This is a genomic window from Plantibacter lichenum (assembly GCF_050587525.1).
In the GTDB taxonomy this organism is placed as follows: domain Bacteria; phylum Actinomycetota; class Actinomycetes; order Actinomycetales; family Microbacteriaceae; genus Plantibacter.
Genome location: NZ_JBOBFT010000006.1, coordinates 58,732 through 81,215 on the forward strand (window position 1 = coordinate 58,732; position 22,484 = coordinate 81,215).

The following is a 22,484-nucleotide window of genomic DNA, read 5'->3' on the forward strand; positions in this document are numbered from 1 at the left end:
CCCGTCGCGTTCGACGTCCCGGTCCCTGAGGCCCCGGTCCCTGAGGCCCCGGTCCCTGAGGCCCCGGTCCCTGAGGCCCCGGTCCCTGAGGCCCCGGTCCCTGAGCCTGTCGAAGGGGAGAAGACCCAGGGCCCGCACTTCGACAGGCTCAGTGACCGGGTCAGGCGGCTCAGCGACCGGGTCAGCGGGCTCAACGACCAGAGCGGTGGACCCGGCAACGGCTCACGATCACCCAGGGGCTAGGGCAGGGCGGGGCTCAGAGCGTCGAGCTCCTCGAGCATGCGGGTCGCGAGGTGCTCGTACCCGCTGTCGTTCGGGTGCAGACCGTCCGCGGAGATCCATCCGGGGTCCTCGTCCAGCCAGTGCGATGCGCCGGAGATGTAGTCGGCGTCGATCCGCTTCGCCGCCTCGTGCACCCAGTCGATGATGTGCCCGACGGATGCCGGCCGATCAAGCTTGAACCACCACGGTTCGACGACCACGATGCGCGCGTCCGGCAGACCGGCCCGGAGCTTCTCGAACTCCGGCAGGATCGCGTCGTGGATGCGGTCCTCGTTGCCGGCCCAGACGAAGTTGTCGTTGATGCCGAGGGCGACGATCACGATGTCGGGATGCTGCGCGATCACATCGGCGGCGACATCACCCACCTGGTCGCGCTTCCGGACGAAGCCGAGACCGGGGACGCCCGCGTTGTACTCGCGCCACCCCTCCGCCTCGGAGACGAGCGTCGACCAACGCGCTGCGGGCGACGATGCGCCCGAGCCCTTCGTGTACGAATCGCCGTAGAAGGCGACGAGCGGACCCGTCGCCACCTCGTCACCGGACGCCGACGTTACCGTCTGCAGGCCGGACGGCAGTGCTGAGAGACCGAGGACCGCGATGACGAACGCGATGATCGCCACATACCGTTTCCGTACCCGCACCCGCACCCGTGCCATGGCACCGGCCCGCCGACTCGCGCCCGCGCCCGCGCCCGAACGTCAGTCGCTCAGACCCGCGCTGCGGCGAGGTCGGCGGCGACCAGTTCCGCGATCTGCACCGCGTTGAGCGCTGCACCCTTGCGGAGGTTGTCGTTCGAGATGAAGAGGGCGAGGCCCTTGCCCGCCGGTGCGCTCTGGTCGGCGCGGATGCGGCCGACGAACGACGGGTCCTTGCCTGCCGCGTACAGCGGGGTGGGGACTTCGGACAGTTCGACGCCGGGAGCGTCGCTGAGGATCTCCTTGGCGCGTTCCGGCGTGATGTCGCGCGAGAACTCGGCGTTGATCGCGAGCGAGTGGCCCGTGAGGACCGGCACACGGACGCAGGTGCCCGAGACGAGGAGTTCAGGCAGCTCGAGGATCTTGCGGCTCTCGTTGCGGAGCTTCTTCTCCTCGTCGGTCTCGCCGAGGCCGTCCTCGACGATCGACCCGGCGAGCGGGATGACGTCGAACGCGATGGGGGCGACGTACTTCACGGGAGCGGGGAACTCGATGGCTGAGCCGTCGTGGACGAGACGCGTCAGATCGCCCTGGGCGACGGCTGCCTCGACCTGGCCGATGAGCTCTTCCGCACCGGCGAGTCCTGAGCCGGAGACGGCCTGGTAGGTGTTGACGATGAGGCGGCTGAGGCCTGCCTCGGCGTCGAGCACCTTGAGGACGGGCATCGCTGCCATGGTCGTGCAGTTCGGGTTCGCGACGATGCCCTTGACGGCGTCCTTGATGGCGTGCGGGTTCACCTCACTGACCACGAGCGGGACCTCGGGGTCCATGCGCCAGGCGCTGGAGTTGTCGATGACGAGGGCGCCGGCCGCAGCGAAACGCGGGGCCTGCGCACGGGAACCGGTCGCGCCGGCGGAGAACAGGGCGATGTCGAGGCCGGACGGATCGGCCGTCTCGACGTCCTCGACGACGATGTCCTGGCCGCGGAACGGCAGCGTCGTGCCTGCGGAACGTGCCGTCGCGAAGAAGCGGATCTCGCTGATCGGGAACTCGCGTTCCTCGAGCAGCGCTCGCATGACCTTGCCGACCTGACCGGTCGCTCCGACGATACCGACGCGTACACCGTTGCTCATTGGGTTCCTCTGTTCCTGGATGCTACGAACCATCTTGCATCATGACGGGGCCGGGTGACCCCTTGATGACGAACGCCAGCGGACTCTGGCGGTTTTCCGGCGTTCTCTGGCCGTGCGGGCCGAGCTCCGGTCCCCGGTGCGTGATCCCCGGTCCCCGGTCCCCGGTCCTGTCGAAGGGCACTTCGACGGGCTCAGCACCTGGAAGGGCACTTCGACAAGCTCAGTGACCGGGTCAAGCTCAGTGACCGGCCCGCACGGGCTCAGCGACTGGGCCGCCTGCTAGCGGCCGGTGCCGCCGTGGACGACCGCTTCGTCATCGCCGTCGAGACCGAACGCCGTGTGCACGACGTTGGCGGCCTTCGTGAGCGTGTCCGCACGCGTGACGACGGAGATGCGGATCTCACTCGTGGAGATCATCTCGATGTTGATGCCCGCCGCGCTCAGCGCTTCGAAGAGCTTGGCGGACACGCCCGTGTTGGTGCGCATGCCGGCGCCGACGAGCGCCAGCTTGCCGATCTGGTCGTCGTGCTGGATCGCCGCGAACCCGACGCGCTGCTGCTCGGCGGCGAGCGCCCGGAGGACCTGCTGCGCCTCCGACTTCGGCAGGGTGAAGGAGATGTCGGTGACGCCGTCGACCGCGGTCGACACGTTCTGGACGATCATGTCGACGTTGCCGCCGGACTTCGCGACGATCGTGAAGATCTCCGCTGCCTTGCCGGGGACGTCCGGGACGCCGACGACGGTGATCTTGGCTTCGCTGAGGTCGGTTGCGACACCGGCGACGATGGGCTGCTCCATGGGTGCGTCACCCTCTCCTGGGTTGTTGAGAACGAGGGTTCCCTCGTTGTTGTTGAACGATGAACGCACGTGCAGGGTGACTCCGTGGCGGCGTGCGTACTCCACGGCACGGATATAGAGGACCTTCGCGCCGGAAGCGGCGAGTTCGAGCATCTCCTCGCTCGAGATGCGGTCGATCTTCTTCGCCTTGGGCACCTGGCGGGGGTCGCTCGTGAAGATGCCGTCGACGTCGGTGAAGATCTCGCAGACGTCTGCGCCGAGCGCTGCGGCGAGCGCGACGGCGGTCGTGTCGGAGCCGCCGCGGCCGAGGGTCGTGATGTCGCGGGTGTCGCGGTTGAAGCCCTGGAAGCCGGCCACGATGACGATCGCGCCGTCGTCGAGCGCTTCGCGGAGGCGGACGGGCGTGACGTCCACGATGCGTGCCGCGCCGTGCTGGGCGTCAGTGATCATGCCGGCCTGGCTTCCCGTGAACGACCGCGCCACGTAGCCCATGCTGCTGATCGCCATCGCGAGGAGCGCCATCGAGATCCGCTCACCGCTCGACAACAGCATGTCCAGCTCGCGTGGGGCCGGGATCGGGGTGACCTCGTGGGCGAGGTCGAGCAGCTCGTCCGTCGTGTCGCCCATCGCGGAAACGGCGACGACAACTTCGTTGCCGGCCTTCCTCGTCTCCACGATGCGTTTGGCGACCCGCTTGATACTTTCGGCGTCTGCGACGGAGGAACCGCCGAACTTCTGCACGATCAAAGCCATCGTCGTACTCCTGGGGGTGTTGTGCGGGCGCGATCGGCCCGGCTTCACATCCTACCCATCCCGGTATACCAACATCGGCATCCATGCGTTTCCCTCACATCTTCCGCCGAGGGGTCGCAACGTGCGGGTGTCGTCGCGTCGGACCCGCACGTTGCGACCCCTCGGCAGAGAGGGAGGGGAGTGTGGGAGAGTTGCCGGATGCAGGATGACGCCCGAGTGCTCGCGACCGTTCGACGGCTGTGGCAGGGGCTCGCATCACCGACGGCGCGGTTCGCGGCCGGTCGGGTCGCGGTCGTCGTGAACGCGGGATCGATGGCGTGCCCTCCTGGCTGGATCGGCGTCGTCGAGATCGACGGCAGCGCACTCGCGATCGTGCCGGACCAGCGCACGGCAGAACGACTCTCGATCGACGCCGAAGCGCCGCGCACCGTCGGCACCGTCGAGTTCCTGCGATCCCGCATCGAGATCGCCGAGGTCCTCGGCCCCGCCACGCTCGACTACCTGCTACCCGGCCGGTTCACACCCGCGGACGAGATCGACGTCGTCGTCAGCAAGGCGAGCGATCCCGCGATCGAGGCGCTTCTGTCGAAGGTGAGCGATGACGAAGCGAGCGAGAGCGGCATCTTCGGCATCACCTCTCCCCTGTTCTCGGTCCGCGAGGGCGGCCGCGTCCTCGGCGTCGCGGGCTACCGGTCGTGGCCGCTGCACGTCGCGCACATGACGGCGCTCACCGCTCCCGATGCGCGTGGCACTGGCCTCGCGACTGCTCTCGCGTCGACCGCGGTGCAGCATGCGCTCGACGCCGGCCTCCTCCCCCAGTGGCGGGCGGGTGACAACAACCCGGGCTCACGGGCTGTGGCTAGGAAGCTCGGGTTCTCGGCGATCGGGCGTCAGCTGAGTGCCCGGCCCTCGGTCGCCGACTGGCCGGCGCCCTCCGCCGACTGAGCCTGCTCCATCCGACTGAGTCTGCTCCATCCGACTGAGCCTGCTCCATCCGACTGAGCCTGCTCCATCCGACTGAGCCTGCTCCATCCGACTGAGCCTGCTCCATCCGACTGAGTCACCGACCGGGCTGCCGTTCTCTGCCTGCGATTCCTGCCTGCGTTCACAACTCAGGAGCGATGCGGCGTGTCGGCGCCGACACGCCGTCAGGCGGGCGCGACACGCCGGAGCCGTCCTGAGTTGTGAACAGACCCGAGCCGGGGAGTGCGAGCTAGGGGGCGGGGCTCGTCGTGGGTGCTGGCGGGGTCCAGGCGGTCGGGAGGACGCCGCGCTGACCCGGGGTGCAGCGGTAGATGCGGCCGGCCGCCGGGTCCGGAGCTGCCGGAACGGATGCAGGCGCGGACGCAGATGCGGACGCGGACGCAGACGCGGACGCAGACGCAGACGGGGACGCAGGCGCGGACGCGGATGCAGGCGCGGACGCGGATGCAGGCGCGGACGCGGATGCAGGAGCCGCGATGTCGGCCTCCGGCTCGGGGCTCGCGGTCGTGATGTAGAGGGTCGCGAGCTCGTCTCCGCCGAACGCGACCGACGTCACGAGCGGGGTCGGGACCTCGATCGTCGTGAGCACCGCACCGTCGAGCGCGAACCGACGAACGGCCGACCCGTTCCAGAACGCGACCCACAACGCACCCTCCGCGTCGAGCGTCATGCCGTCCGGCACGCCGTCGAAACCGGAGACGTCGATGGAACCGGTCTGTTCGAGCAGGGCGCCGCTCTCCGGATCGATCGTCCAGAGGGCGATGCTGCGCGTCATCGAGTCGATGTACGCCAAGAGGTCGCGCCGCGGCCAGGCGAGGCCGTTCGGACAGCCGAGCCCGTCGAGCACCGGAACGGCGGCGCCCGGGCCGTCGACGAGGTAGAGCACGCCGTCGTGCGGCGGCGAGCCCGCGTCGTCCCAGCGCATCGTCCCGGCGTACACCCGGCCAGACGGGTCGACCGCGGCGTCGTTCATCCGGCGGCTCGCGTCCTCCGCCTCGATCGGCGTGACGACCTGGGCAGCCGTCGTCGACGGGTCGAACAGTTCCAGGCCGGCCTCCGTCGCGAGCAGCAGCCGGCCGTCCGCGGCGAGCATGACCGCGCCCGCGGCCCGGTCGAGCTCGCGTGTGGTCGTCGTGCCGTCGGTGGCGAGTTCGTGCAGTGCTCGGCCGGTGATGTCGACCCACCAGAGCGAGCCGCGGGCATCGTCCCACCGCGGCGACTCCCCGAGGAGGGACACGGACGGCGAAGCGACGGCGAGTGCCGCGGATCCGATCAGCTCCACCGGATCACCGCCACGACAGTGCGCGTTCGCGCAACTGCTCCGGGAGGTCCTGGTAGGTCACCGGACGGAGGAATCGATCGATCGCCTTCACGCCGACTGAGGTCGTCCCCGGTGCACTCGTGGCGGGGAACGGGCCGCCGTGCGTGGTCGCCCGGCCGACGCGGACGCCCGTCGGGAAACCGCCGAAGAGGACCCGGCCGGCGCGCAATCGCAGGCGTCGGAGGAGCGTGAGCGAAGCATCCTCGTCGGACGGGGACGAGGAGGACGAGGGCGCGCCTCCGGACGCAGCGTGGATCGTCGCCGTGAGGCCGGCCGGGATCACACCGCTGAGCGCGACGAGGTCTTCGACGCTCTCGCAGTACACGACGACGAGCGCCGGGCCGAAGAGCTCCTCGGTGATCGACGGGTCGGCGCGGAGCGTGCTGCTCGTGACAGTCGCGAGGAACGCCGGCACCGGGTGATGGGCGGCGGAGTCCTCCGCGGGGCCGTCGAGCAGGACGTCGACCCCGGCGATGCCGCGCAGGCGGTCTGCACCGCTCACGAGCGCGTGCAGGATGCCTGGCGTCAGGAGGGGCGGGCTGTCGACGGCCGCGAGCGATTCGGTGAGACCCGCGACCGTCTGCCGTGCAGCATCGCAGTCGACGACGAGGAGGAGGCCCGGCTTCGTGCAGAACTGTCCGCTGCCGCCCGTGAGCGACTGGGTGAGCCCGGCGACGAAACCGGATCCCGCCGCGGTCTCCGCAGCCTCCGCGGTCGCGCCCGGCAGCAGGTAGAGGGCGTTGATGCCGCCGAGTTCGGCGAAGACGGGGATCGGGACGGGCCTGCCGGCCGCGGCCGCGACGAGCGCGAGCCCGCCGCGTGTCGAGCCGGTGAAGGCGACCGCCGCGATGCCATCGGCGACGACGAGCGCTTGACCGATGTCCGCTCCGCGGCCGTGCAGGAGGGAGAACCAGCCGGCGGGCCAGCCGCCGTCCGCGAGCACCTGCGTCAGGATCTCGGCGAGCAGCTGGCTCGTCTCGGGGTGGGCCGGGTGGCCCTTGGCGACGACCGGGCACCCTGCGGCGAGCGCCGCGGCGGTGTCTCCACCGAGCACGCCGAACGCGAAGGGGAAGTTGCTGGCGCCGAACACGGCGACGGGTCCGAGGGGCACCTGGCCGAGGGCGAGGGCCGGTGCGAAGCCCTCCGACCCGGCCTGGTCCTCCTCGAGCGCGACGCCGGAGTGCGCCTCGGCTTCAGCGCCGAGCAGCGCGAGCTGCCCGGTCGTGCGGCTGAGCTCCGAGTTCAGGCGTGCTTCGGGCAGGCCCGTCTCGATACCGGCGATCGCGACGAGGTCGGCTCGTCGCGCTTCGAGTGCCGCGGCCAGCTCGCGAACGAGGGCGCTCGGGTCGAGGACGGGAGCCGTGGCATCGAGCCCGGCGACATCGGTCTGGAGCGCGAGGAACGCTTCGGCCGCGGCGGTCGCGGCCGCATCGGCCTCGCTCGGAGCGGCATCGGCGAACACCGCGGTCCGGTCGGTCCCGAGGAGGACGTCCCTGCTCTGGAACTCCGTTCCGGGCACGGCGAGCGCGGGTCGGCCCGCGACGATGCCCGCCACCGGCCCGCGCGCAGTCGCACCGGTCACGAGATAGCCCGCAGCGCCAGCTCAGCGGCGTCGGCGTCGGCGCGTTCCAGCATCGCGAGGCCGAGGGCGGCACGACGGACACGCTCGCGCGCCGTAGCATCGAGCACACCGGCGAGGTGTCCGCCGCTCGGGTACAGGCCGGGCGAGTTCCGGACAGCGAACTTGAGGTGCACGGGGGCCGCGACGCGGACGATCTCGGGGATCTCGTAGTAGCGCATGATCCCGCCGAAGTCGTCGGAGGACTCGATGTAGAGGTCGAGCGGGATCGAGACGGCCGCGCGAATCGCCGCGAGCGTGGGGAGGCTGAGGTCGACGGCCACGTTGAGGCTCGACGCGCCGAGCTCTTCGAGGAGCTGGGCGCCGGCCGGGTTCGAGACGGGGAGCGACGCGGAGACCTTGAGCACGAGGTCCGCCGGCAGGTCCCCCTTCGCCTTGAGCTTGCCGAGGACGGCGAGCTGGCCGAGGTCGGAGACGAGCACGGAACGCAGTCCGAGGGCGCAGCCGCGGACGACCTCCTGGATGCCGTATGCGAGCTGGTCGCCGCCGCGCAACGACCCGGAGACGACGGCGCCGCCCGGGCTCGACGCCTGGGCGCCCGTGTCCCATCCGGCCCGCGGTCCCACGAAGAGGCAGACCTCGATGTCATGGATGCGGCCGAGGTCGACCATCCGCACGATCTCCTCATCCGTGAGCATCCAGATGCCGCTGCCCTGGCTCACCCGGTGCACGGGAACGTTCCGCTGCGCGGCTTCATCGATGACCGCTTCCATCGCGGCGGGTCCCTCGACGGAGGGGATCTCGACGTGGAAGGCGCTGCCGTCCGCGAACCGGGACGTGCTCGTGGGGAGCGAGTAGTCGTCCCCGCCGGGGAGTCCCAGGGACTCCAGGTAGTGCTGTGCCTTCATCGGGGTGACTCCTCGTTCGTTGTCGTGCGCTGCGGCACGGGAATGTCGGTGGTGGGTGGGGTGGATCCGGACGATGGGGATGCGTTCAGTCGATCCTGGAACGGCTGCATGAACTGCAACCTGGGAACCTGATTCGCGAGGACCCCGCCGTCGACGACGAGCGACTGGCCCGTCACGTAGGAACCGGCGGCGGAGGCGAGGAACACGACGGGACCGACGAGTTCCTCCGGCTGCGCGAACCGGTTCTGCAAGGGGATGTGCTGCCGGTAGTACGGGACGAACGATTCCCAGTCGAGCGGGAAGTCGCCCGCGAGGCCGGTATCGACCATGCCCGGACAGACCGTGTTGACGGTGATGCCGTGAGCGCCGAGCTCCACGGCGAGACTGCGGGCGAGGAGTTCGAGGCCGCCCTTCGCCGCGTTGTAGTGGGCGAGTCCCGGCTCCGCCTGCAGGCCGTTCTTGGAGGAGATCATGATGATCCGCCCCTGCACCCCGTCGTGGATCATCCGTTCGGCGACGCGCTGGCTGAGGAGGAACGGTGCGTCGAGGTCGATCGCCATCGTGGCCCGCCAGGCGGCGTAGTCGAGGCGGTTGAAGTGGTCCATCGTGGCGTAGCCGGCGTTGTTGACGAGGACGTCGACGGGGCCGTCCGCCCAGATCGTGTCGATGAAGTCGCCGAGCGCTTCCGCATCGGACAGTTCTTGGAAGTACCAGCGGACGTCCCGACCGGTCGCGGCGAGCGCGGCGGCGAGTTCCGCGGACGGTTCGACGCCGGGGCGTTCTGCGAGCGCGAGATCCGCTCCGGCGCGGGCCAGGCCGAGTGCGAGTGCACGGCCGATCCCGCCCGCTGCACCCGTGAGGAGCACCCGCCGGCCGGTGAGGTCGAAGAGCGCCGCGGTCGACGCGTCGCCCCCGATGCTGGTCTCGGCGCTCGTCCCGATGCCTGTCTCGTCGCTCATCGTGGTGCTCCCATCCGGTGCGAGATGGCTTCAGCGGAGGCCATCACGAGTTCGCCGATCCGCAGGACGCGTTCGAGCGGCAGGCTCATCTTGAGTCCGGTGACGCTGATGCCGCCCGCGCACGCCCCCGTGTGGTCAATGAGCGGCGCACCGATGCACAGAACGCCCTCCGCATCCTCCTCGTCGTCCACCGAGAAGCCGCGTTCGCGGACCTTGCGGATGTCCTTGAGGAGCAGCTCGGTCGACGTGATCGTGTACGTCGTGCGGCGCGGGAGCCCCGTCTGTTCAGCGAGGTCGATGACCTCCTCGTCCGTGTAGCGGCCGAGGATCGCTTTGCCGATGCCCGTGCAGTGGAGGCGCTCCCGACCACCCATGTTGAGGTCGAAGCGGATGGAGTTGGGGCCGTCCACCTGCCCGAGCACGACCGCGATGCCCTGCGACATCGTTGCGACTCGCGACGAGAGCTTCGTCAGCTTCGTGAGGCGTTCGAGGTGCGGCATCGCGGCGTCGAGCATCGACACCCGGCTCACCGCTCGGTGCCCGAGTCTCGCGAGCCCGAGGCCGAGCGTGTACCGGCGCTGGAAGCCCTCGCCCGCCGAGCTCACGAGGTTGCGTTCCTCGAGCGTCTGGAGGATCGCGAACGCGGTGCTCTTCGACGCCCCGAGCTCGCGGGCGACATCGCTCACGCCCATCGCGCTCTCCGCCGCCGCGAGCACCTCCAGGGCGTCGATCGCCCGGGAGATGCTGCGGAGCGTGTAGCGGCCGGTCGCGGTGTCCGGCACTGCCGCCTCCGTGTCCCCGGCGGCCGCCGCATCGGCTCCGATGGTCTTCGTCGTGGTCATGTCGCCTACTTTCCCGTCCCCGCGGTGAGACCGACTGCGATCTGCCGCTGGAAGATCAGGTACACGATGATGCAGGGGATCGCGCTCAGCAGAGAGCCGGCCATGACCTGGCTCACGTCGAACACGCGGGTGTCCTGCGCACCGGCCATCACGACGCTGAGGGTACGCGCTCCCGGCGTCGGAAGGAACAGCAGCGCGATGAGCAGATCGTTCCACACGCCGATGAACGCAAGCACCCCGACCGTCACCATGGCGGGACGAGCGAGCGGCAGGAAGATGCTCCAGAACGCCCGCGGGTAGGACGCGCCGTCGATGATCGCCGCCTCGACGAGTTCGTCGGGGATCGCCCGGAAGAAGTTCGTGAGGATGAAGGTCGCGAACGGGATCTGCGTCGCCCCGTAGAGGATGCCGACCGCCGGGATGTTCCCGATGAGACCTAGATTGCTGAAGTTGAAGTACTCGGTGATGATGAACGTCTGGCCGGGCACCAGCATGAGGACGATGATCGTCGCCATGATCGGCTGCGATCCCTTGAACCGCAGCTTCGCGAACCCGAAGGCCGCGAGGGTGCCGACGCCGAGGATCACGACGATCGCGATGACGCTCACCTGCAGGGAGATGAGGCCGGCCTGCGGCAGCTTGCCGTTGAGGACCGCGGCCCACGCGTCGAAGGTGAGCGCGTTCGTCCCGTCCTGCTTCGTGAGCGACTTGAAGATCATGAAGCCGAGCGGCGCGATCGTGCTGGCGGCCAGCGCCACGAGGACGATGCGGACGAGCCCGGTCGACAGCAGCGCTTTCAGGCGATCACCGATACGACGGGTCCCCCTCTGACGGGTGCCTGCCGGTGAACCGGAACCGGCGCCGGCTGCGCCTGGCGAACCCAGCCACGATCCGGTCGTCGACGACGATGCCGCCGAGGTCGATGCCGCCGACGGGTCCGTCGGATCGGTTGCGAGGGTGCTCTGGTGATCAGTCATCATCGGCTTTCACTCCGGCGCGAAGGCGCATTACCGCGAATACGAGGGAGACGAGGAACAGCAGGATGCCGAACGCGGCGCCCTGGGAGAAGTGCCCCAGGCTGAAGGACCTCGTGTAGAGGGCGTACTCGAGCGTCGTCGTCGCCACGCCTGGACCGCCCGACGTCATCGTGTAGATGAGGGCGAAGATCTGCGTGATCGCCGCCGCCATCGTCATGATGAGCGCGAGCTCGATGTAGCGGCGCACCTGCGGGATGACGATGTTGGTGAACATCTTGATCCCGTGCGCGCCGTCCAGCCGTGCCGCTTCCGTGACCGACTGATCGGCCGTCGTCATGCCGGTGAAGAGCAGGACGACGTTGATGCCGAAGTACGACCAGTTGAAGACGAGGATGATGCTGAGCAGCGCGGACGTCTCACCGCCCAACCAGTCCTGGCTGAAGAGGCCGAGGCCGACGGCCGAGAGCAGCGCGTTGATCGGTCCGCGACCGGACAGCAGGTAGGCGAAGGTGATGCCGATGACGACCCACGAGAGCGCGATGGGGAGGAAGTAGATGCCTCTGAACCAGGCGCGACCCCACGTGCTGTTCGCCAGCAGGTTCGCGACGATCACGGAGAGCGCGACCCCGAACGGCACCGAGATCACGACGCACAGGCTGTTGAACGCGACGCGTCCGAAGTCCGGTGAGAGGAAGATCCCGTTGATGTAGTTGTCGAGACCGACCCAGCTCGCGCTGCGGCCGTTCCAGTCGGTGAAGCTGTAGTAGAGCCCCTGGATGCTGGGCAGGACGATGAGCAGCGCGACGAGCACCACGGCGGGGAGGACGAAGAGTCTCCCCCAGTACTGCCGCTGCCGGATCACCGCATGCGGTTTGTGCGTGCCGCGCCTGCCGGCGCCGGCGGACTCGCCGTCCCGCGACCGCCGCCGTGCCACGGAGGGCCCGGCCGTCGCACGGCGGAGGTCGATGGTCATGACCGGTGGCCTACTTTCCGGAGAGGTTGTAGGTGACGCGGTCGCTCTTGCTGACCGCTGCGGTGGCCTGGTCGACCTTCTTCAAGGCCTCCTCGGCGGTGAGCTGGCCGGCCATCACCTGGTTGAGCGATGAGCGGAGCGCGGTCGTGACGGACGCGTCGAGGAAGTTGTCCATCATCGGCACGACCTTCCACTTCTCGGTCACCGAGTTCGCGAGGATCTCCTGGTTGACCGGGCTGTCCGATTCGATGCCGGTGCGGGCGGGGACGCCACCGGCTGCGGCGATGATCTTCTGACCGGCCTCCGAGATGGAGTACGCCGTGAAGGCGGCCGCGGTCGTGGCGTTCTTCGAGTCCTTCGAGACGGACAGGCCGGAGTCCTGCAGACGCACGAGGACGTCCATCGGCTCGTCGCTGAACGGGGTCGGAGCGGCGTGCACCTTGTCGCCGAGGCCGTCGGAGGCCCAGCTGGCGTCCCAGCTGCCGGTCATGTACATGGCCGTCTTGCCGGCGAGGAAGTCCGTGCGGACGTCACGCCAGGTGAGGACGTCGGGGTTCGTGAACCCCTTGGTCTGGAGCTCGCCCCACTTCGTGACCTGGTCGACGAGCTTCGGGGTGTCGTACTTCTTCGTGCCGTCGATGAGGCCGTCCCAGCCGGAGAGGCCGATCGCAGCGCCCGACATGTAGCTGAAGTCCTGGTAGGCGTCGAACCCGCCGGCGCCCGTGTCGCTGCCGTAGCCGATGCAGAGGAAACCGGCCGCCGTGATCTTCTTGCAGGCGTCGTCCACTTCGGCCCAGTCGGTCGGGAACTTCGTCACGCCCGCCTTGTCGAGGACGTCCTGGTTGTACAGCGTGTAGTACATGTTGCTGACGAGCGGGACACCGTAGACGGGGTTGTCGAGGTTCGACTTCTCGGCGAAGAACTGGCCCTGGACCGCTTCGAACTCGGCACGGTCGATGTACTTGCTCAGGTCGAGCGAGTAGTCGGAGAACTGGTGCTGGTATCCGCCGGGGAACATCTGGAAGATGTCGGGTCCCTGGCCGGAGGTGAGTGCTGCGCGGAGGAGGGCGAAATACTGGTCGCCCGGCTCCTCGATGACCTTGACCGTGGCCCCGGCGTTCTCCTTCTCGAAGCCCTCGATGAGCTTCGTCATGCTGGGCTGGACTTTGCCGTAGCTCCAGAGGGTGACTTCTCCGGCGACCTTGCCGGAGTCGGCGGACTGGGGCTCCGAGGAGGAGCAGCCTGCGAGCAGCAGACCGGAAACGGCGACGACTGCGAGTGCAGCACCGATTCTGAACGTCATTGTGGTTCCTCTCGTTGATGTGGCGCCCTTCGACGGGCTCAGGGACCGGGTTCGATCGCTGACCGGGGTACCGATCAATCGGGGTACCGGTCGCTGACCGAAGTTCCGGTCACTGAGCTTGTCGAAGTGGGGTGGCGGGGTGCGGTGGGGTGGTGCGGGTGCCCTTCGACAGGCTCAGGGACCGGGGTCCGATCACTGACCGAGGTTCCGGTCACTGACCGAGGTTCCGGTCACTGACCGAGGTTCCGGTCACTGAGCTTGTCGAAGTGGGGCGGCGGGTGGTGCGGTGTACTGCCGGCTGGAACCGAGGGGTTCGATTCACGCCAGTGGTGCTTCCCGGGAAGGATCGACGCCGATCCCTCCGGTGAAGAATCGGGGGTTGGGGACGTGGATCCAGGCGCCGTTCTGGGCGATCGACAGCTCCGAGAGCATCCCGGGCAGTGTCATGTCGAGCGCGGCGTAGACATCGATCTCCGGTGTGGTGCCGGCGAGGATCGATTCGATGAAGTCACGGACGGGCCACGCGTCGGATCCCCAGTGGGTGTCCTTGGATCCCGGCTGGTTGTAGCGGCTCGGGAGGTAGAGGTCCGCGAACTTCTCGAGCGGCTCCCACACGCCGTTCGGGGACCGGCCGTTGAGGTAGACGACGGCCTCGGAGTTCGGCGTCCGCGCTGCTTCGTAGGCACCCTCGGTGCCCTGCACCGCGTAGTACGCGTACAGTTCCGGACGGTTCGAGAGCAGGTCGAAGCGGAGGCGCAGCAGGCGGCCCTTGAGGGTGCGGGCGAGGAGGATCGTGGTGTCCTGGAGCTCGTGCTCCGGGTCGGTGTGACGGCCGGTGCCGATGCAGCTCACCGAGACGACGCGGTCGTCGAACCACTGCAGCAGCGGGCCGAGGCTGTGCGTCGGGTAGGTGATGCCGTCGCGGCCCACCTGCCAGTAGTAGCGCCACGTCTTCTCACCGGTCGGCGTCGTGTGCCAGGTCTTCATCTCGTGGAGGTACTCGCCCTCGCCGTAGTAGAGGTCGCCGAGCGCGCCTTCGCGGACCATCTCGCGGACGATGAGGTTCTCGCGGATGTAGCCGTAGTTCTCGGACATCATGTACTGCGCCTTCGAGCCGCGGACGGCTGCGACGAGCGCGTTGGCCTGCTCCATGCTGACGGCGGCGGGGACCTCGCTGAGCACGTGGATGTCCCGGGCGAGCGCTGCGACCGCCTGCGGCGTGTGGTGCTGCTGCGGCGATGCGAGGATCACGAGATCGACGCGATCGAGGAGTTCTTCGAAGCTCTCGCAGATGAACTCGACCTCGTTGGTCGCGGCGAACGCTTCGCGTGCGGACGGGATCGGGTCGTACACCGCGACGAGTTCGGCACGGTGTGCTTCCTCACGGAGACCGGCGATGAACCCGCCTCCGCGGACTGCTCCGGCGATGCCGACTCTGAGCTTGGGCTGCTCTGTCACTGTGGTGGTTCCTTTCGGGCTGGCCGGGGCCGGTGGTGCTGTGGGGCAGCGGGGTCGGCGGGCGATGCGATGGTGCTGGGCTGATGCGGCGATGCGGGTCGAGTGGTGCGGTTCAGCGGTCGAGTGGTGCGGTTCAGCGCTTCGGCGCGAAGAGCGTGGGGAAGAGCGCCGACCAGGCGCTCCGCTCCTCGTCCGAGCGATAGGTCGGGACGAAGCCGAGGCGGAGGTAGGTGACGACCGCAGGGGCACGGAAGTCGTCGGTCTCGAGGACGGTGGTCGAGAGACCTCGGTCCGCGAAGCCCTGCATGCAGCGGACCGTGAGCGCGGCGCCGACGCGGCGGCCGCGTGCGCGGTTCAGCACTCCGACGTAGTGCACGTAGCCGGCGTCGGGGTAGGTGTCCGGCATGATGCGCTCGGAGGCGACGCCGAGGATCCCCCGCTCGTCCTCGACGACCCAGGTCACGGGGACGTCGGCGGCGTCGGAGAACTCGGCTCGCACCCGGTCCACGTCCCACTGCTCTTCGAAGCTCTCGGCGAGCACCAGGGCGATAGCCGCTTCATCGGCGGCGGTCGCGGCGCGAAGCACGAGCCCCTCTGCGAGCGGCGCCGGGACCACTGCGGAGAGCGGGCCCGGGTGGGTCATGAACAGCTGGGTCACTGGTGCCTCCTTTGGCTTGACCGGGTATCTGCGGTCGGTTGAGTGTATGGACGGATTCGGAAAAAGAAAACGCCGTTCTGCAGTCACGAACAGTTCCAGTCTTGCGCACGCCAGCGTTCGGCCTGCGCGAACACATTTCGTCGTTTCGAAACTGCTGCTTAGTCTCTGACTGTGCCGACGACGCCTCCCCACACCCCCGCATCCCCGCCTCGCTACTCGCTCCCCGGTTGGACCGGCAGGATCGGCGTGGCCAGAAGCGACATCACCGCGCCCGTCGGCATCCGCATGCGCAACTGGGGCTACGGCGACGCGGACCTCAGCACGGGCGTCCACGACGCGCTCACCCTGACGGTGCTCGCGCTGGACGCGTCTGCTGCGGACGGCTCATCAGCACACGCCGACGTCTCCCTCGTCATCACCGCCGACCTCGGCTGGTGGCGCACGATGGAGGACGAACGCCAGGTGCGCGGGGCCGTCCTCGCAGCGACCGGGCTCGCCGCCGACCACGTGCTCCTGCACCTCACGCACACGCACGCCGGACCTTCGATCTGCCGGGAGGACGCCGACCTCCTCGGCGGCGCCTTCGTGCCCGAGTACCTCGACGCGCTGGCGGATGCCGCTGCGGACGCCGCCGTCCGCGCCATCGCCGACCTGCAGCCGGCCGACCTCGTGTGGAACACCGGTCGGCACACACTGGCGGCCGTCCGCGACCTCCTCCATGACGGGCAGGCCCTGCTCGGCTTCGACCCGGAGCAGGAACCGGACCAGACGCTCGTCGTCGGACGGGCGAGCCGCGCCGATGGAACCGTGCTCGCGACGATCGTGAACTACGCGTGCCACCCGACGACCCTCGGCTACGCGAACAGCCACCTCTCCCCCGATTACGTCGGCCCCATGCGCAGCGTCGTCGAGGACGTCACCGCTGCGCCGTGCCTCTTCCTGCAGGGCGCGAGCGGCGAGCTCGGCCCGCGTCAGCAGTACAGCGGAGAACTCGGGCTCGCCGATCGGCACGGTTTCTCCCTCGGTCATGCGGTCCTCGGAGTGCTCCTCACGATGCCTGAGCCGGGGACCGCGCTCGTCCTCGATGACGTCATCCAGTCCGGCGCACCGCTCGCGATCTGGGATCCGGCCCCCGCTGTCTGGGACGGGTCGAGTGAGCGGATCCACCGCGACGTACCCGTCCAGGTGAAATCGCTCGCGCCCATCGAGGAGCTCGAACACGAATGGGCCGACATCGACCCCCGCAGCCGGGCCGAACGCCTGCGCCGCGCGAAACGCCTCCGGCGCACGTACGCCGACATGGACCGACCGGTGCACCCGCTCTGGGTGTGGCGATTCGGCGACGCCGTGTTCGTCGCCCACCCCGGCGAAGCGTACTCAGCTCTGCAGTCGACGCTCCGTGCGCGTTTCCCGTCCGCCACGATCGTGGTGATGAACCTCACCAACGGACCCGGCTGGGTGTACCTGCCGCCCGAGCACGCCTACCGCGAAGACCGATACCAGGCCTGGCAGACCGTCCTCGAAGCCGGATCGCTCGAACGACTCATCGCCGCTGCCGGCGACGCCATCATCGACCTCGGGTTCGTCCCGGCTGGAGAGGACACCCCGTGACTGGCTCGAACGAAGCGACCGACGCCGCCGACACGACTCGACCCAACGGTTCGAGCGGCCCAGTCGGCGCCGCCACCGGACTGCGCTCGAGCGCCTGGTTCGACGGCGACGACGAAGTGGCGCTCGCGCACCGCGTCGCCGTGCGGATGGGCGGCGGCGAGATCGAACAGGGCCAGCGGCGCCCGATCATCGCCGTCATCGACACGTCGAGCGACGCGAACCCGTGCAACCTGCCGTTGCGCGAACTCGCCGAGCACGTCCGCCGAGGCGTCTCCGAGGCGGGTGGCACAGCGATGGTCATGCCCGCGATGTCCCTCGGCGAAGACCTCATGAAACCGAGCGCGATGCTCTACCGAAACCTGCTCTCGATGGAGGTCGAGGAGCTGCTGCGTGCCAACCCCATCGACGGCGTCGTGCTCCTCACCAACTGCGACAAGACCACGCCCGGAGCACTCATGGGCGCGATCAGCTCCGACCTGCCGACCATCCAGATCGTCGGCGGCAACCGACCGGCCCCGGTCTTCGACGGCCGAGAACTCGGCACCGGGACCGACCTCTGGCGGGAGATGGACCGCTACCGAAGCGGCGAGATCGACAACGCGGAATGGCGTCGGTTCGAGGCCTGCTACGCGTGCGGCACGGGATCGTGCAACACCGCTGGAACCGCGTCGTCGATGGCCATGATCGTCGAGGCACTCGGCTTCACCCTCCCCGGGGCGTCCACCGTCCAGGCCGGCATGGACCCGAGCCGCGAGCTCTCATACGAGACGGGCAAGCGCATCGTCGCGATGGTCGATGAGGGACTCACGCCGTCACGCATCCTCTCAGCCGCCTCCTTCCGGAACGCCGCGCGCATCCTGCAGTCGGTGGGCGGATCGACCAACGCCGTCATCCACCTGGCCGCGATGGCTGGACGCGCAGGCATCGAGTTCGGGCCCACCGACGTCGCCGCCGCTGGCGTCGGCATCCCGGTCATCGCCGACGTGCAGCCGTGCGGCTCGGGTCTCATGCGCGAACTCGACCGCGCCGGAGGGGTGCCGTCACTCGTGTTCGAGCTCGGCGACGCGATCGAACGCGAGCCGCTGACGTGCACGGGGCGTCCACTCGCGGACTCCGCGCGCGCACCCCTCGCCGACAACGAGCGGACGAAGGCCATCCGAGAGCTCGCCGACCCCGTCGTCGCAGGACCCGCCATCCGTGCCGTCTCCGGATCGCTCGCTCCGGGAACCGCCGTCCTGAAAGCCGCCGCATCCGACCCTCGTTTGTGGAAGCATCGCGGCCCGGCCCTGGTGTTCCACGGGTACGAGGAGATGCGCGAGCGCACGCAGGACCTCGATCTCGACGTGACGGCCGACCATGTGCTCGTCCTGAGCGGATGTGGGCCGGTCGGCGTGCCCGGCATGCCGGAGTGGGGCATGATCCCGATCCCCCGGCGCCTCCTCGAACAGGGCGTCACCGACATGGTGCGCGTCAGCGACGCCCGGATGAGCGGCACGAGCTTCGGGACCGTCTTCCTGCACGCGTCGCCGGAGGGCGCCGTGGGCGGGCCGATCGCACTCGTGCGGGACGGCGACATGATCAACGTCGACGTCGAAGCCGGTGTGCTCGACCTCGAGGTCGCGCCGGAGGAGCTGGAACGGCGTCTGGCCGAGTGGACTCCGCCCGTGTCTGCGCACGTCCGCGGCTGGCCGATGCTCTACCAGCGGCACGTCGAGCAGGCGGACCGCGGGGCCGACCTGGACTTCCTCACGGCGCCGACCGCCGCGCACCGTCGTCGCATCGACCCCGTCGTCGGTCGCTCCTGACCTCTGGTGCTGGGCGGTGTGCCCCTGCATCCCGGCCTGTTCACAACTCAGGAGCGCCGCGGCGTGTCGGACCCGACACGCCACAGCGAGGGCGCGACACGCCTGACCCCTCCTGAGTTGTGAACACACAGGTGTTGCAGGAGGCGGATGCGGGACGTGAGGAGCTGCGGTTAGCGGGAGACGACGGTGCGGCCCTCGAAGGCACGACCGAGGGTGACCTCATCGGCGTACTCGAGGTCGCCGCCCACCGGCAGACCGGAGGCGAGTCGCGTGACGCGGATCTCGAGCGTGATGAGGAGGCGGCTGAGGTAGGTCGCCGTCGCCTCGCCCTCGAGGTTCGGGTCGGTCGCGATGATGACCTCCTGCACGGTGCCGTCCGCGAGCCGCTGCATGAGCTGGCGGATGCGGAGGTCGTCGGGGCCGATGCCGTCGATGGGGCTGATGGCACCGCCGAGCACGTGGTACAGCCCACGGAACTCGCGCGTGCGCTCGATCGCGACGACGTCCTTGGGCTCCTCGACGACGCAGATGAGTGCCGGGTTGCGGCGCGGATCGCGGCAGACCACACAGAGGTTCTCCTCGGTGATGTTGCCGCAGATCTCGCAGAAGCGGACGCGTTCGCGCACGACGCTCAACAGCTCCGCGAGCTTCGAGACGTCGAACGTCTCCGTCTGCAGGATGTGGAACGCGATGCGCTGAGCCGACTTCGGTCCGATGCCGGGGAGCCGGCCGAACTCGTCGATCAGGTCTTGGACGATGCCCTCGTACATGGGTGGTTACCGTTCGCTCGGGCGGGTGCGCGGCTGGTGGGCCTGCTCCTCGATGAAGGTGGCGCCGAGCAGTTCGCGGACGACGCTCTCGCCGTACCGGTTGTCTCCGGCTGGGTGCGATGCGGCGGGCGGCGGAGTGTGGCGCGGCGGTTGAGGCGCGCGCTCGGGTGCCGCGTTCGGGGCAGGAGCTGCGACTTCGGCGCCGGAGGGCGCTTCTGCTGCGCGGGGCTCGGGCTCGACCGGTGCGGAGGCCGCCCAGCCGTCTGCCGTGGTCTCACGAGCCACAGGGGCCGTCGGGGCAGGCGGCACCGATGCAGCGGCTGGGGCAGCAGGACCGGGAACGGACGCTGGGGTGGACGGCTGCGCCCACGCATCCGTGTTCGACGCGGCGACCGGCGCGGAGTCGAAGACGGGGTCGGGGTAGGGCGGCTCGTCGTCCGGCGGCGGTGCGTCGTCGTCGGAGGGCTCCGATGCGGGGATGGCGACGACGTCCCACGTGACCGTGCGGGAACCGATCGCGTCGGCGTTGGCCGGACCCCGCGCAGGGGCCGGCGCAGCCGACGGAGCGGATGCCGGAGCCGATGCGCGCGGCGCGGCGCCGGCAGGAGCTCCGGCGACGTTCGGCCGTGCGGGAGCAGGGGTCTGCTGTGCCGACTGCGTCGGCGCCGTTCGCACGGGTGTCGACTGGGCAGGGGCCGCTGCCGAGGTCTGCGCCGGTGCCGATGCGTGTGTCGATGCCGATGGAGCTGACGGAGTCGAAGCACCTCCGGGACCTGCTGTAGGACGAGCTGGCCCACCGGTGCTGCCGCCCGGTCCACTCGCACCACCCGGTCCACCGGCCGGCGGACCGCTCTGGCCGTCATCCGATCCGGCGACCTTGGCGATGTACTTCACCCGCACCCCGAGGACGTCGAGGATCGCCGTCCTAAGGACCTCTGCGACGCCGGTGCCCGGTGCGTGCCGTGCTTTGAAGTCGTTGACGTCGCCGTTGCTCGCGAACGAGAGGGTGAGGACGTCATCGCCCGTGAAGGCGACGGCCTGCGTGTTGATCACGACCATCCACGCCTTGCGATCGGCCTTTTCGACCTTGGCGACGACCTCCGGCCATGCGTCCTTGACGAGCTGGAGCGTGACGGGGCCGACGCGCGGTGCACGTGCTGCGGGAGCGGGAGCGGGAGCGGTGGGAGCGGGAGCGGCCGGAGCGGGACTCGATGGGGTGGGCCCTTCGACAGGCTCAGGGACCGGGGCCGGATCAGGGACCGGGGCAGACTCAGGGACCGGCGAAGACGCAGGGACGGGGGGCGTTTGCGTGCGTGCTTCGACAGGCTCAGCAACCGGAGCGGCCGCGCGCCGTTCGACAGCCTCAGGGACCGGGGTCGACGCCGGGACGGGGGTCGACGCGGGGGCCGAGGCGGACCCACCGACGATCGCGCCGTCGACGCCGATACGCCGTTCCAGGCGCTCGACGCGCGCCAAGGCGCCGCGAGCGGAGTCGTCCGCCGCGGGGACGAGGATGCGCGCCATCATGAGTTCGAGGTGGAGGCGAGGCGACGTGGCGCCGGTCATCTGGGTGAGGGCTGCGTTGACGACATCGGCCGTGCGGGACAGCTCGGCAATGCCGAATGCGCGCGCCTGTCCCATCATCTTGTCGAGTTCGTCCTGAGGGAGGCCTCGCAGCACGGCCGCTGCACCCTCGCCCGTCGCCGCGACCACGATGAGGTCGCGGAGCCGTTCGAGGAGGTCGTCGACGAAGCGTCTGGGGTCCTGGCCGGTCTGGATGACGCGGTCGACGGTGCCGAACGCTGCCGAGGAGTCTCGTGCGGAGAGGGCGTCGATCACTTCATCGAGCAGAGCCGTGTGCGTGTAGCCGAGGAGGGCGACGGCTCGCTCGTAGTCGACGGAGTCCGCTTCCGACCCCGCCATGAGCTGGTCGAGCAGGGACAGCGTGTCTCGCGCAGACCCGCCACCGGCACGCACGACGAGCGGCAGGACGCCGGCCTCGACCGTGACGTTCTCGCTGGTGCACAGCTGCTGGACGTAGTCGAGCATCTGCGCGGGCGGGATGAGCCTGAACGGGTAGTGGTGGGTCCTCGACCGAATGGTGCCGATGACTTTGTCCGGTTCCGTCGTCGCGAAGATGAACTTCACGTGCTCCGGCGGCTCTTCCACGATCTTGAGCAGCGCGTTGAAGCCCTGCGGCGTGACCATGTGGGCTTCGTCGAGGATGAAGATCTTGTAGCGGTCTCGCGCGGGAGCGAAGATGGCGCGCTCGCGCAGGTCCCGGGCGTCATCGACGCCGTTGTGGCTCGCCGCGTCGATCTCGACCACGTCGAGCGAACCGGCACCGTCTCGGGAGAGGTCCACGCAGCTGTCGCACACGCCGCACGGGGTGTCCGTGGGGCCCTGTGCACAGTTGAGGCAGCGAGCCAGGATGCGGGCCGACGTTGTCTTGCCGCAGCCGCGAGGACCGCTGAAGAGATAGGCGTGATTGACGCGGTTGGTGCGGAGCGCCGTCATGAGGGGATCGGTCACCTGAGACTGACCGATCATCTCGGCGAACGTCTCGGGCCGATACCGGCGATACAGAGCTGTGACCACGGAATCAATCGTAGTCGCCACCCCTGACAGTGGGAGCCGGCATCCACAGGGCCGATGACGAGCACGGCGCACGAGCACGACGCACAACGCACGACGCACGAGCACGGCGCACGAGCACGACGCACAACGCACGACGC

The 22,484-nt window shown here is 69.3% G+C and carries 18 protein-coding genes; 3 read left to right on the forward strand and 15 right to left on the reverse strand.

Annotation, left to right across the window (positions count from 1 at the left end):
- Nucleotides 1-239: 239 nt before the first annotated feature.
- From ACQ3HB_RS09830 to ACQ3HB_RS09840, 3 genes are all read right to left on the reverse strand, one after another.
- Entirely contained in the window at nucleotides 240-902 is a 663-nt protein-coding gene (locus tag ACQ3HB_RS09830; protein ID WP_430919845.1) for an SGNH/GDSL hydrolase family protein, read from the reverse strand.
- Between the two features lie 86 nt (nucleotides 903-988).
- Complete coding sequence (locus ACQ3HB_RS09835) at nucleotides 989-2,050, reverse strand: aspartate-semialdehyde dehydrogenase (RefSeq protein WP_430919847.1); 1,062 nt, start codon at nucleotides 2,048-2,050, stop codon at nucleotides 989-991.
- Nucleotides 2,051-2,329: 279 nt separating this feature from the next.
- Complete coding sequence (locus ACQ3HB_RS09840) at nucleotides 2,330-3,601, reverse strand: aspartate kinase (RefSeq protein WP_430919849.1); 1,272 nt, start codon at nucleotides 3,599-3,601, stop codon at nucleotides 2,330-2,332.
- Nucleotides 3,602-3,799: 198 nt separating this feature from the next.
- On the opposite strand from ACQ3HB_RS09840, the gene ACQ3HB_RS09845 reads away from it, so the two are divergent.
- Nucleotides 3,800-4,546, forward strand: a complete 747-nt coding sequence (locus tag ACQ3HB_RS09845) for a GNAT family N-acetyltransferase (RefSeq protein WP_430919851.1) — start codon at nucleotides 3,800-3,802, stop codon at nucleotides 4,544-4,546.
- 268 nt (nucleotides 4,547-4,814) lie between these two features.
- Here ACQ3HB_RS09845 and ACQ3HB_RS09850 read toward each other — a convergent pair whose 3' ends face one another.
- The 10 genes from ACQ3HB_RS09850 to ACQ3HB_RS09895 form a co-directional block, all read right to left on the reverse strand.
- Nucleotides 4,815-5,867 (reverse strand): SMP-30/gluconolactonase/LRE family protein, encoded by a 1,053-nt coding sequence (locus ACQ3HB_RS09850; RefSeq protein WP_430919852.1) that lies wholly within the window; start codon nucleotides 5,865-5,867, stop codon nucleotides 4,815-4,817.
- A gap of 4 nt (nucleotides 5,868-5,871) precedes the next feature.
- Nucleotides 5,872-7,488, reverse strand: a complete 1,617-nt coding sequence (locus ACQ3HB_RS09855; RefSeq protein ID WP_430919853.1) for an aldehyde dehydrogenase family protein — start codon at nucleotides 7,486-7,488, stop codon at nucleotides 5,872-5,874.
- Nucleotides 7,485-8,393 carry a hypothetical protein gene (locus tag ACQ3HB_RS09860; RefSeq protein ID WP_430919854.1) on the reverse strand — a complete coding sequence of 303 codons (909 nt, stop codon included), beginning with the start codon at nucleotides 8,391-8,393 and terminating at the stop codon, nucleotides 7,485-7,487. The genes ACQ3HB_RS09855 and ACQ3HB_RS09860 overlap by 4 nt, the downstream gene beginning before the upstream one ends.
- On the reverse strand, nucleotides 8,390-9,352 hold the full coding sequence (locus tag ACQ3HB_RS09865; RefSeq protein WP_430919855.1) for an SDR family NAD(P)-dependent oxidoreductase: 963 nt from the start codon (nucleotides 9,350-9,352) through the stop codon (nucleotides 8,390-8,392). Before ACQ3HB_RS09865 ends, ACQ3HB_RS09860 begins: the two co-directional genes overlap by 4 nt.
- Complete coding sequence (locus ACQ3HB_RS09870; protein WP_430919856.1) at nucleotides 9,349-10,194, reverse strand: IclR family transcriptional regulator; 846 nt, start codon at nucleotides 10,192-10,194, stop codon at nucleotides 9,349-9,351. Before ACQ3HB_RS09870 ends, ACQ3HB_RS09865 begins: the two co-directional genes overlap by 4 nt.
- Before the next feature lie 5 nt (nucleotides 10,195-10,199).
- Nucleotides 10,200-11,174 (reverse strand): carbohydrate ABC transporter permease, encoded by a 975-nt coding sequence (locus ACQ3HB_RS09875; RefSeq protein WP_430919857.1) that lies wholly within the window; start codon nucleotides 11,172-11,174, stop codon nucleotides 10,200-10,202.
- The gene (locus tag ACQ3HB_RS09880; RefSeq protein WP_430919858.1) at nucleotides 11,164-12,144 is read right to left on the reverse strand and encodes a carbohydrate ABC transporter permease; all 981 of its coding nucleotides are present in this window, start codon (nucleotides 12,142-12,144) and stop codon (nucleotides 11,164-11,166) included. The genes ACQ3HB_RS09875 and ACQ3HB_RS09880 overlap by 11 nt, the downstream gene beginning before the upstream one ends.
- Before the next feature lie 10 nt (nucleotides 12,145-12,154).
- Nucleotides 12,155-13,447 (reverse strand): ABC transporter substrate-binding protein, encoded by a 1,293-nt coding sequence (locus ACQ3HB_RS09885; RefSeq protein WP_430919859.1) that lies wholly within the window; start codon nucleotides 13,445-13,447, stop codon nucleotides 12,155-12,157.
- Between the two features lie 318 nt (nucleotides 13,448-13,765).
- Nucleotides 13,766-14,905, reverse strand: coding sequence for a Gfo/Idh/MocA family protein (locus ACQ3HB_RS09890; RefSeq protein WP_430919861.1), 1,140 nt, complete (start codon nucleotides 14,903-14,905; stop codon nucleotides 13,766-13,768).
- 133 nt (nucleotides 14,906-15,038) lie between these two features.
- Nucleotides 15,039-15,563: a GNAT family N-acetyltransferase gene (locus ACQ3HB_RS09895; protein WP_430919863.1), complete on the reverse strand. Its 525-nt coding sequence runs from the start codon at nucleotides 15,561-15,563 to the stop codon at nucleotides 15,039-15,041.
- 246 nt (nucleotides 15,564-15,809) lie between these two features.
- Here ACQ3HB_RS09895 and ACQ3HB_RS09900 point away from each other — a divergent pair, with 246 nt between their 5' ends.
- On the forward strand, nucleotides 15,810-17,174 hold the full coding sequence (locus ACQ3HB_RS09900) for a hypothetical protein (protein ID WP_430919865.1): 1,365 nt from the start codon (nucleotides 15,810-15,812) through the stop codon (nucleotides 17,172-17,174).
- Nucleotides 17,171-18,979 carry a dihydroxy-acid dehydratase gene (locus tag ACQ3HB_RS09905; RefSeq protein ID WP_430919867.1) on the forward strand — a complete coding sequence of 603 codons (1,809 nt, stop codon included), beginning with the start codon at nucleotides 17,171-17,173 and terminating at the stop codon, nucleotides 18,977-18,979. The genes ACQ3HB_RS09900 and ACQ3HB_RS09905 overlap by 4 nt, the downstream gene beginning before the upstream one ends.
- Before the next feature lie 170 nt (nucleotides 18,980-19,149).
- Here ACQ3HB_RS09905 and recR read toward each other — a convergent pair whose 3' ends face one another.
- Both recR and ACQ3HB_RS09915 read right to left on the reverse strand, forming a co-directional pair.
- Nucleotides 19,150-19,749: a recombination mediator RecR gene (recR, locus tag ACQ3HB_RS09910; protein WP_430919868.1), complete on the reverse strand. Its 600-nt coding sequence runs from the start codon at nucleotides 19,747-19,749 to the stop codon at nucleotides 19,150-19,152.
- Between the two features lie 6 nt (nucleotides 19,750-19,755).
- The gene (locus ACQ3HB_RS09915; RefSeq protein WP_430919869.1) at nucleotides 19,756-22,347 is read right to left on the reverse strand and encodes a DNA polymerase III subunit gamma and tau; all 2,592 of its coding nucleotides are present in this window, start codon (nucleotides 22,345-22,347) and stop codon (nucleotides 19,756-19,758) included.
- Nucleotides 22,348-22,484 lie beyond the last annotated feature (137 nt).

Bases quoted from the DNA above. Each gene is read 5' to 3' on its own strand.
- ACQ3HB_RS09835 (WP_430919847.1), bottom strand. From the start codon at position 2,050: ATGAGCAACGGTGTACGCGTCGGTATCGTCGGAGCGACCGGTCAGGTC.
- ACQ3HB_RS09840 (WP_430919849.1), bottom strand. From the start codon at position 3,601: ATGGCTTTGATCGTGCAGAAGTTCGGCGGTTCCTCCGTCGCAGACGCC.
- ACQ3HB_RS09845 (WP_430919851.1), top strand. From the start codon at position 3,800: ATGCAGGATGACGCCCGAGTGCTCGCGACCGTTCGACGGCTGTGGCAG.
- ACQ3HB_RS09860 (WP_430919854.1), bottom strand. From the start codon at position 8,393: ATGAAGGCACAGCACTACCTGGAGTCCCTGGGACTCCCCGGCGGGGAC.
- ACQ3HB_RS09865 (WP_430919855.1), bottom strand. From the start codon at position 9,352: ATGAGCGACGAGACAGGCATCGGGACGAGCGCCGAGACCAGCATCGGG.
- ACQ3HB_RS09870 (WP_430919856.1), bottom strand. From the start codon at position 10,194: ATGACCACGACGAAGACCATCGGAGCCGATGCGGCGGCCGCCGGGGAC.
- ACQ3HB_RS09875 (WP_430919857.1), bottom strand. From the start codon at position 11,174: ATGATGACTGATCACCAGAGCACCCTCGCAACCGATCCGACGGACCCG.
- ACQ3HB_RS09880 (WP_430919858.1), bottom strand. From the start codon at position 12,144: ATGACCATCGACCTCCGCCGTGCGACGGCCGGGCCCTCCGTGGCACGG.
- ACQ3HB_RS09885 (WP_430919859.1), bottom strand. From the start codon at position 13,447: ATGACGTTCAGAATCGGTGCTGCACTCGCAGTCGTCGCCGTTTCCGGT.
- recR (WP_430919868.1), bottom strand. From the start codon at position 19,749: ATGTACGAGGGCATCGTCCAAGACCTGATCGACGAGTTCGGCCGGCTC.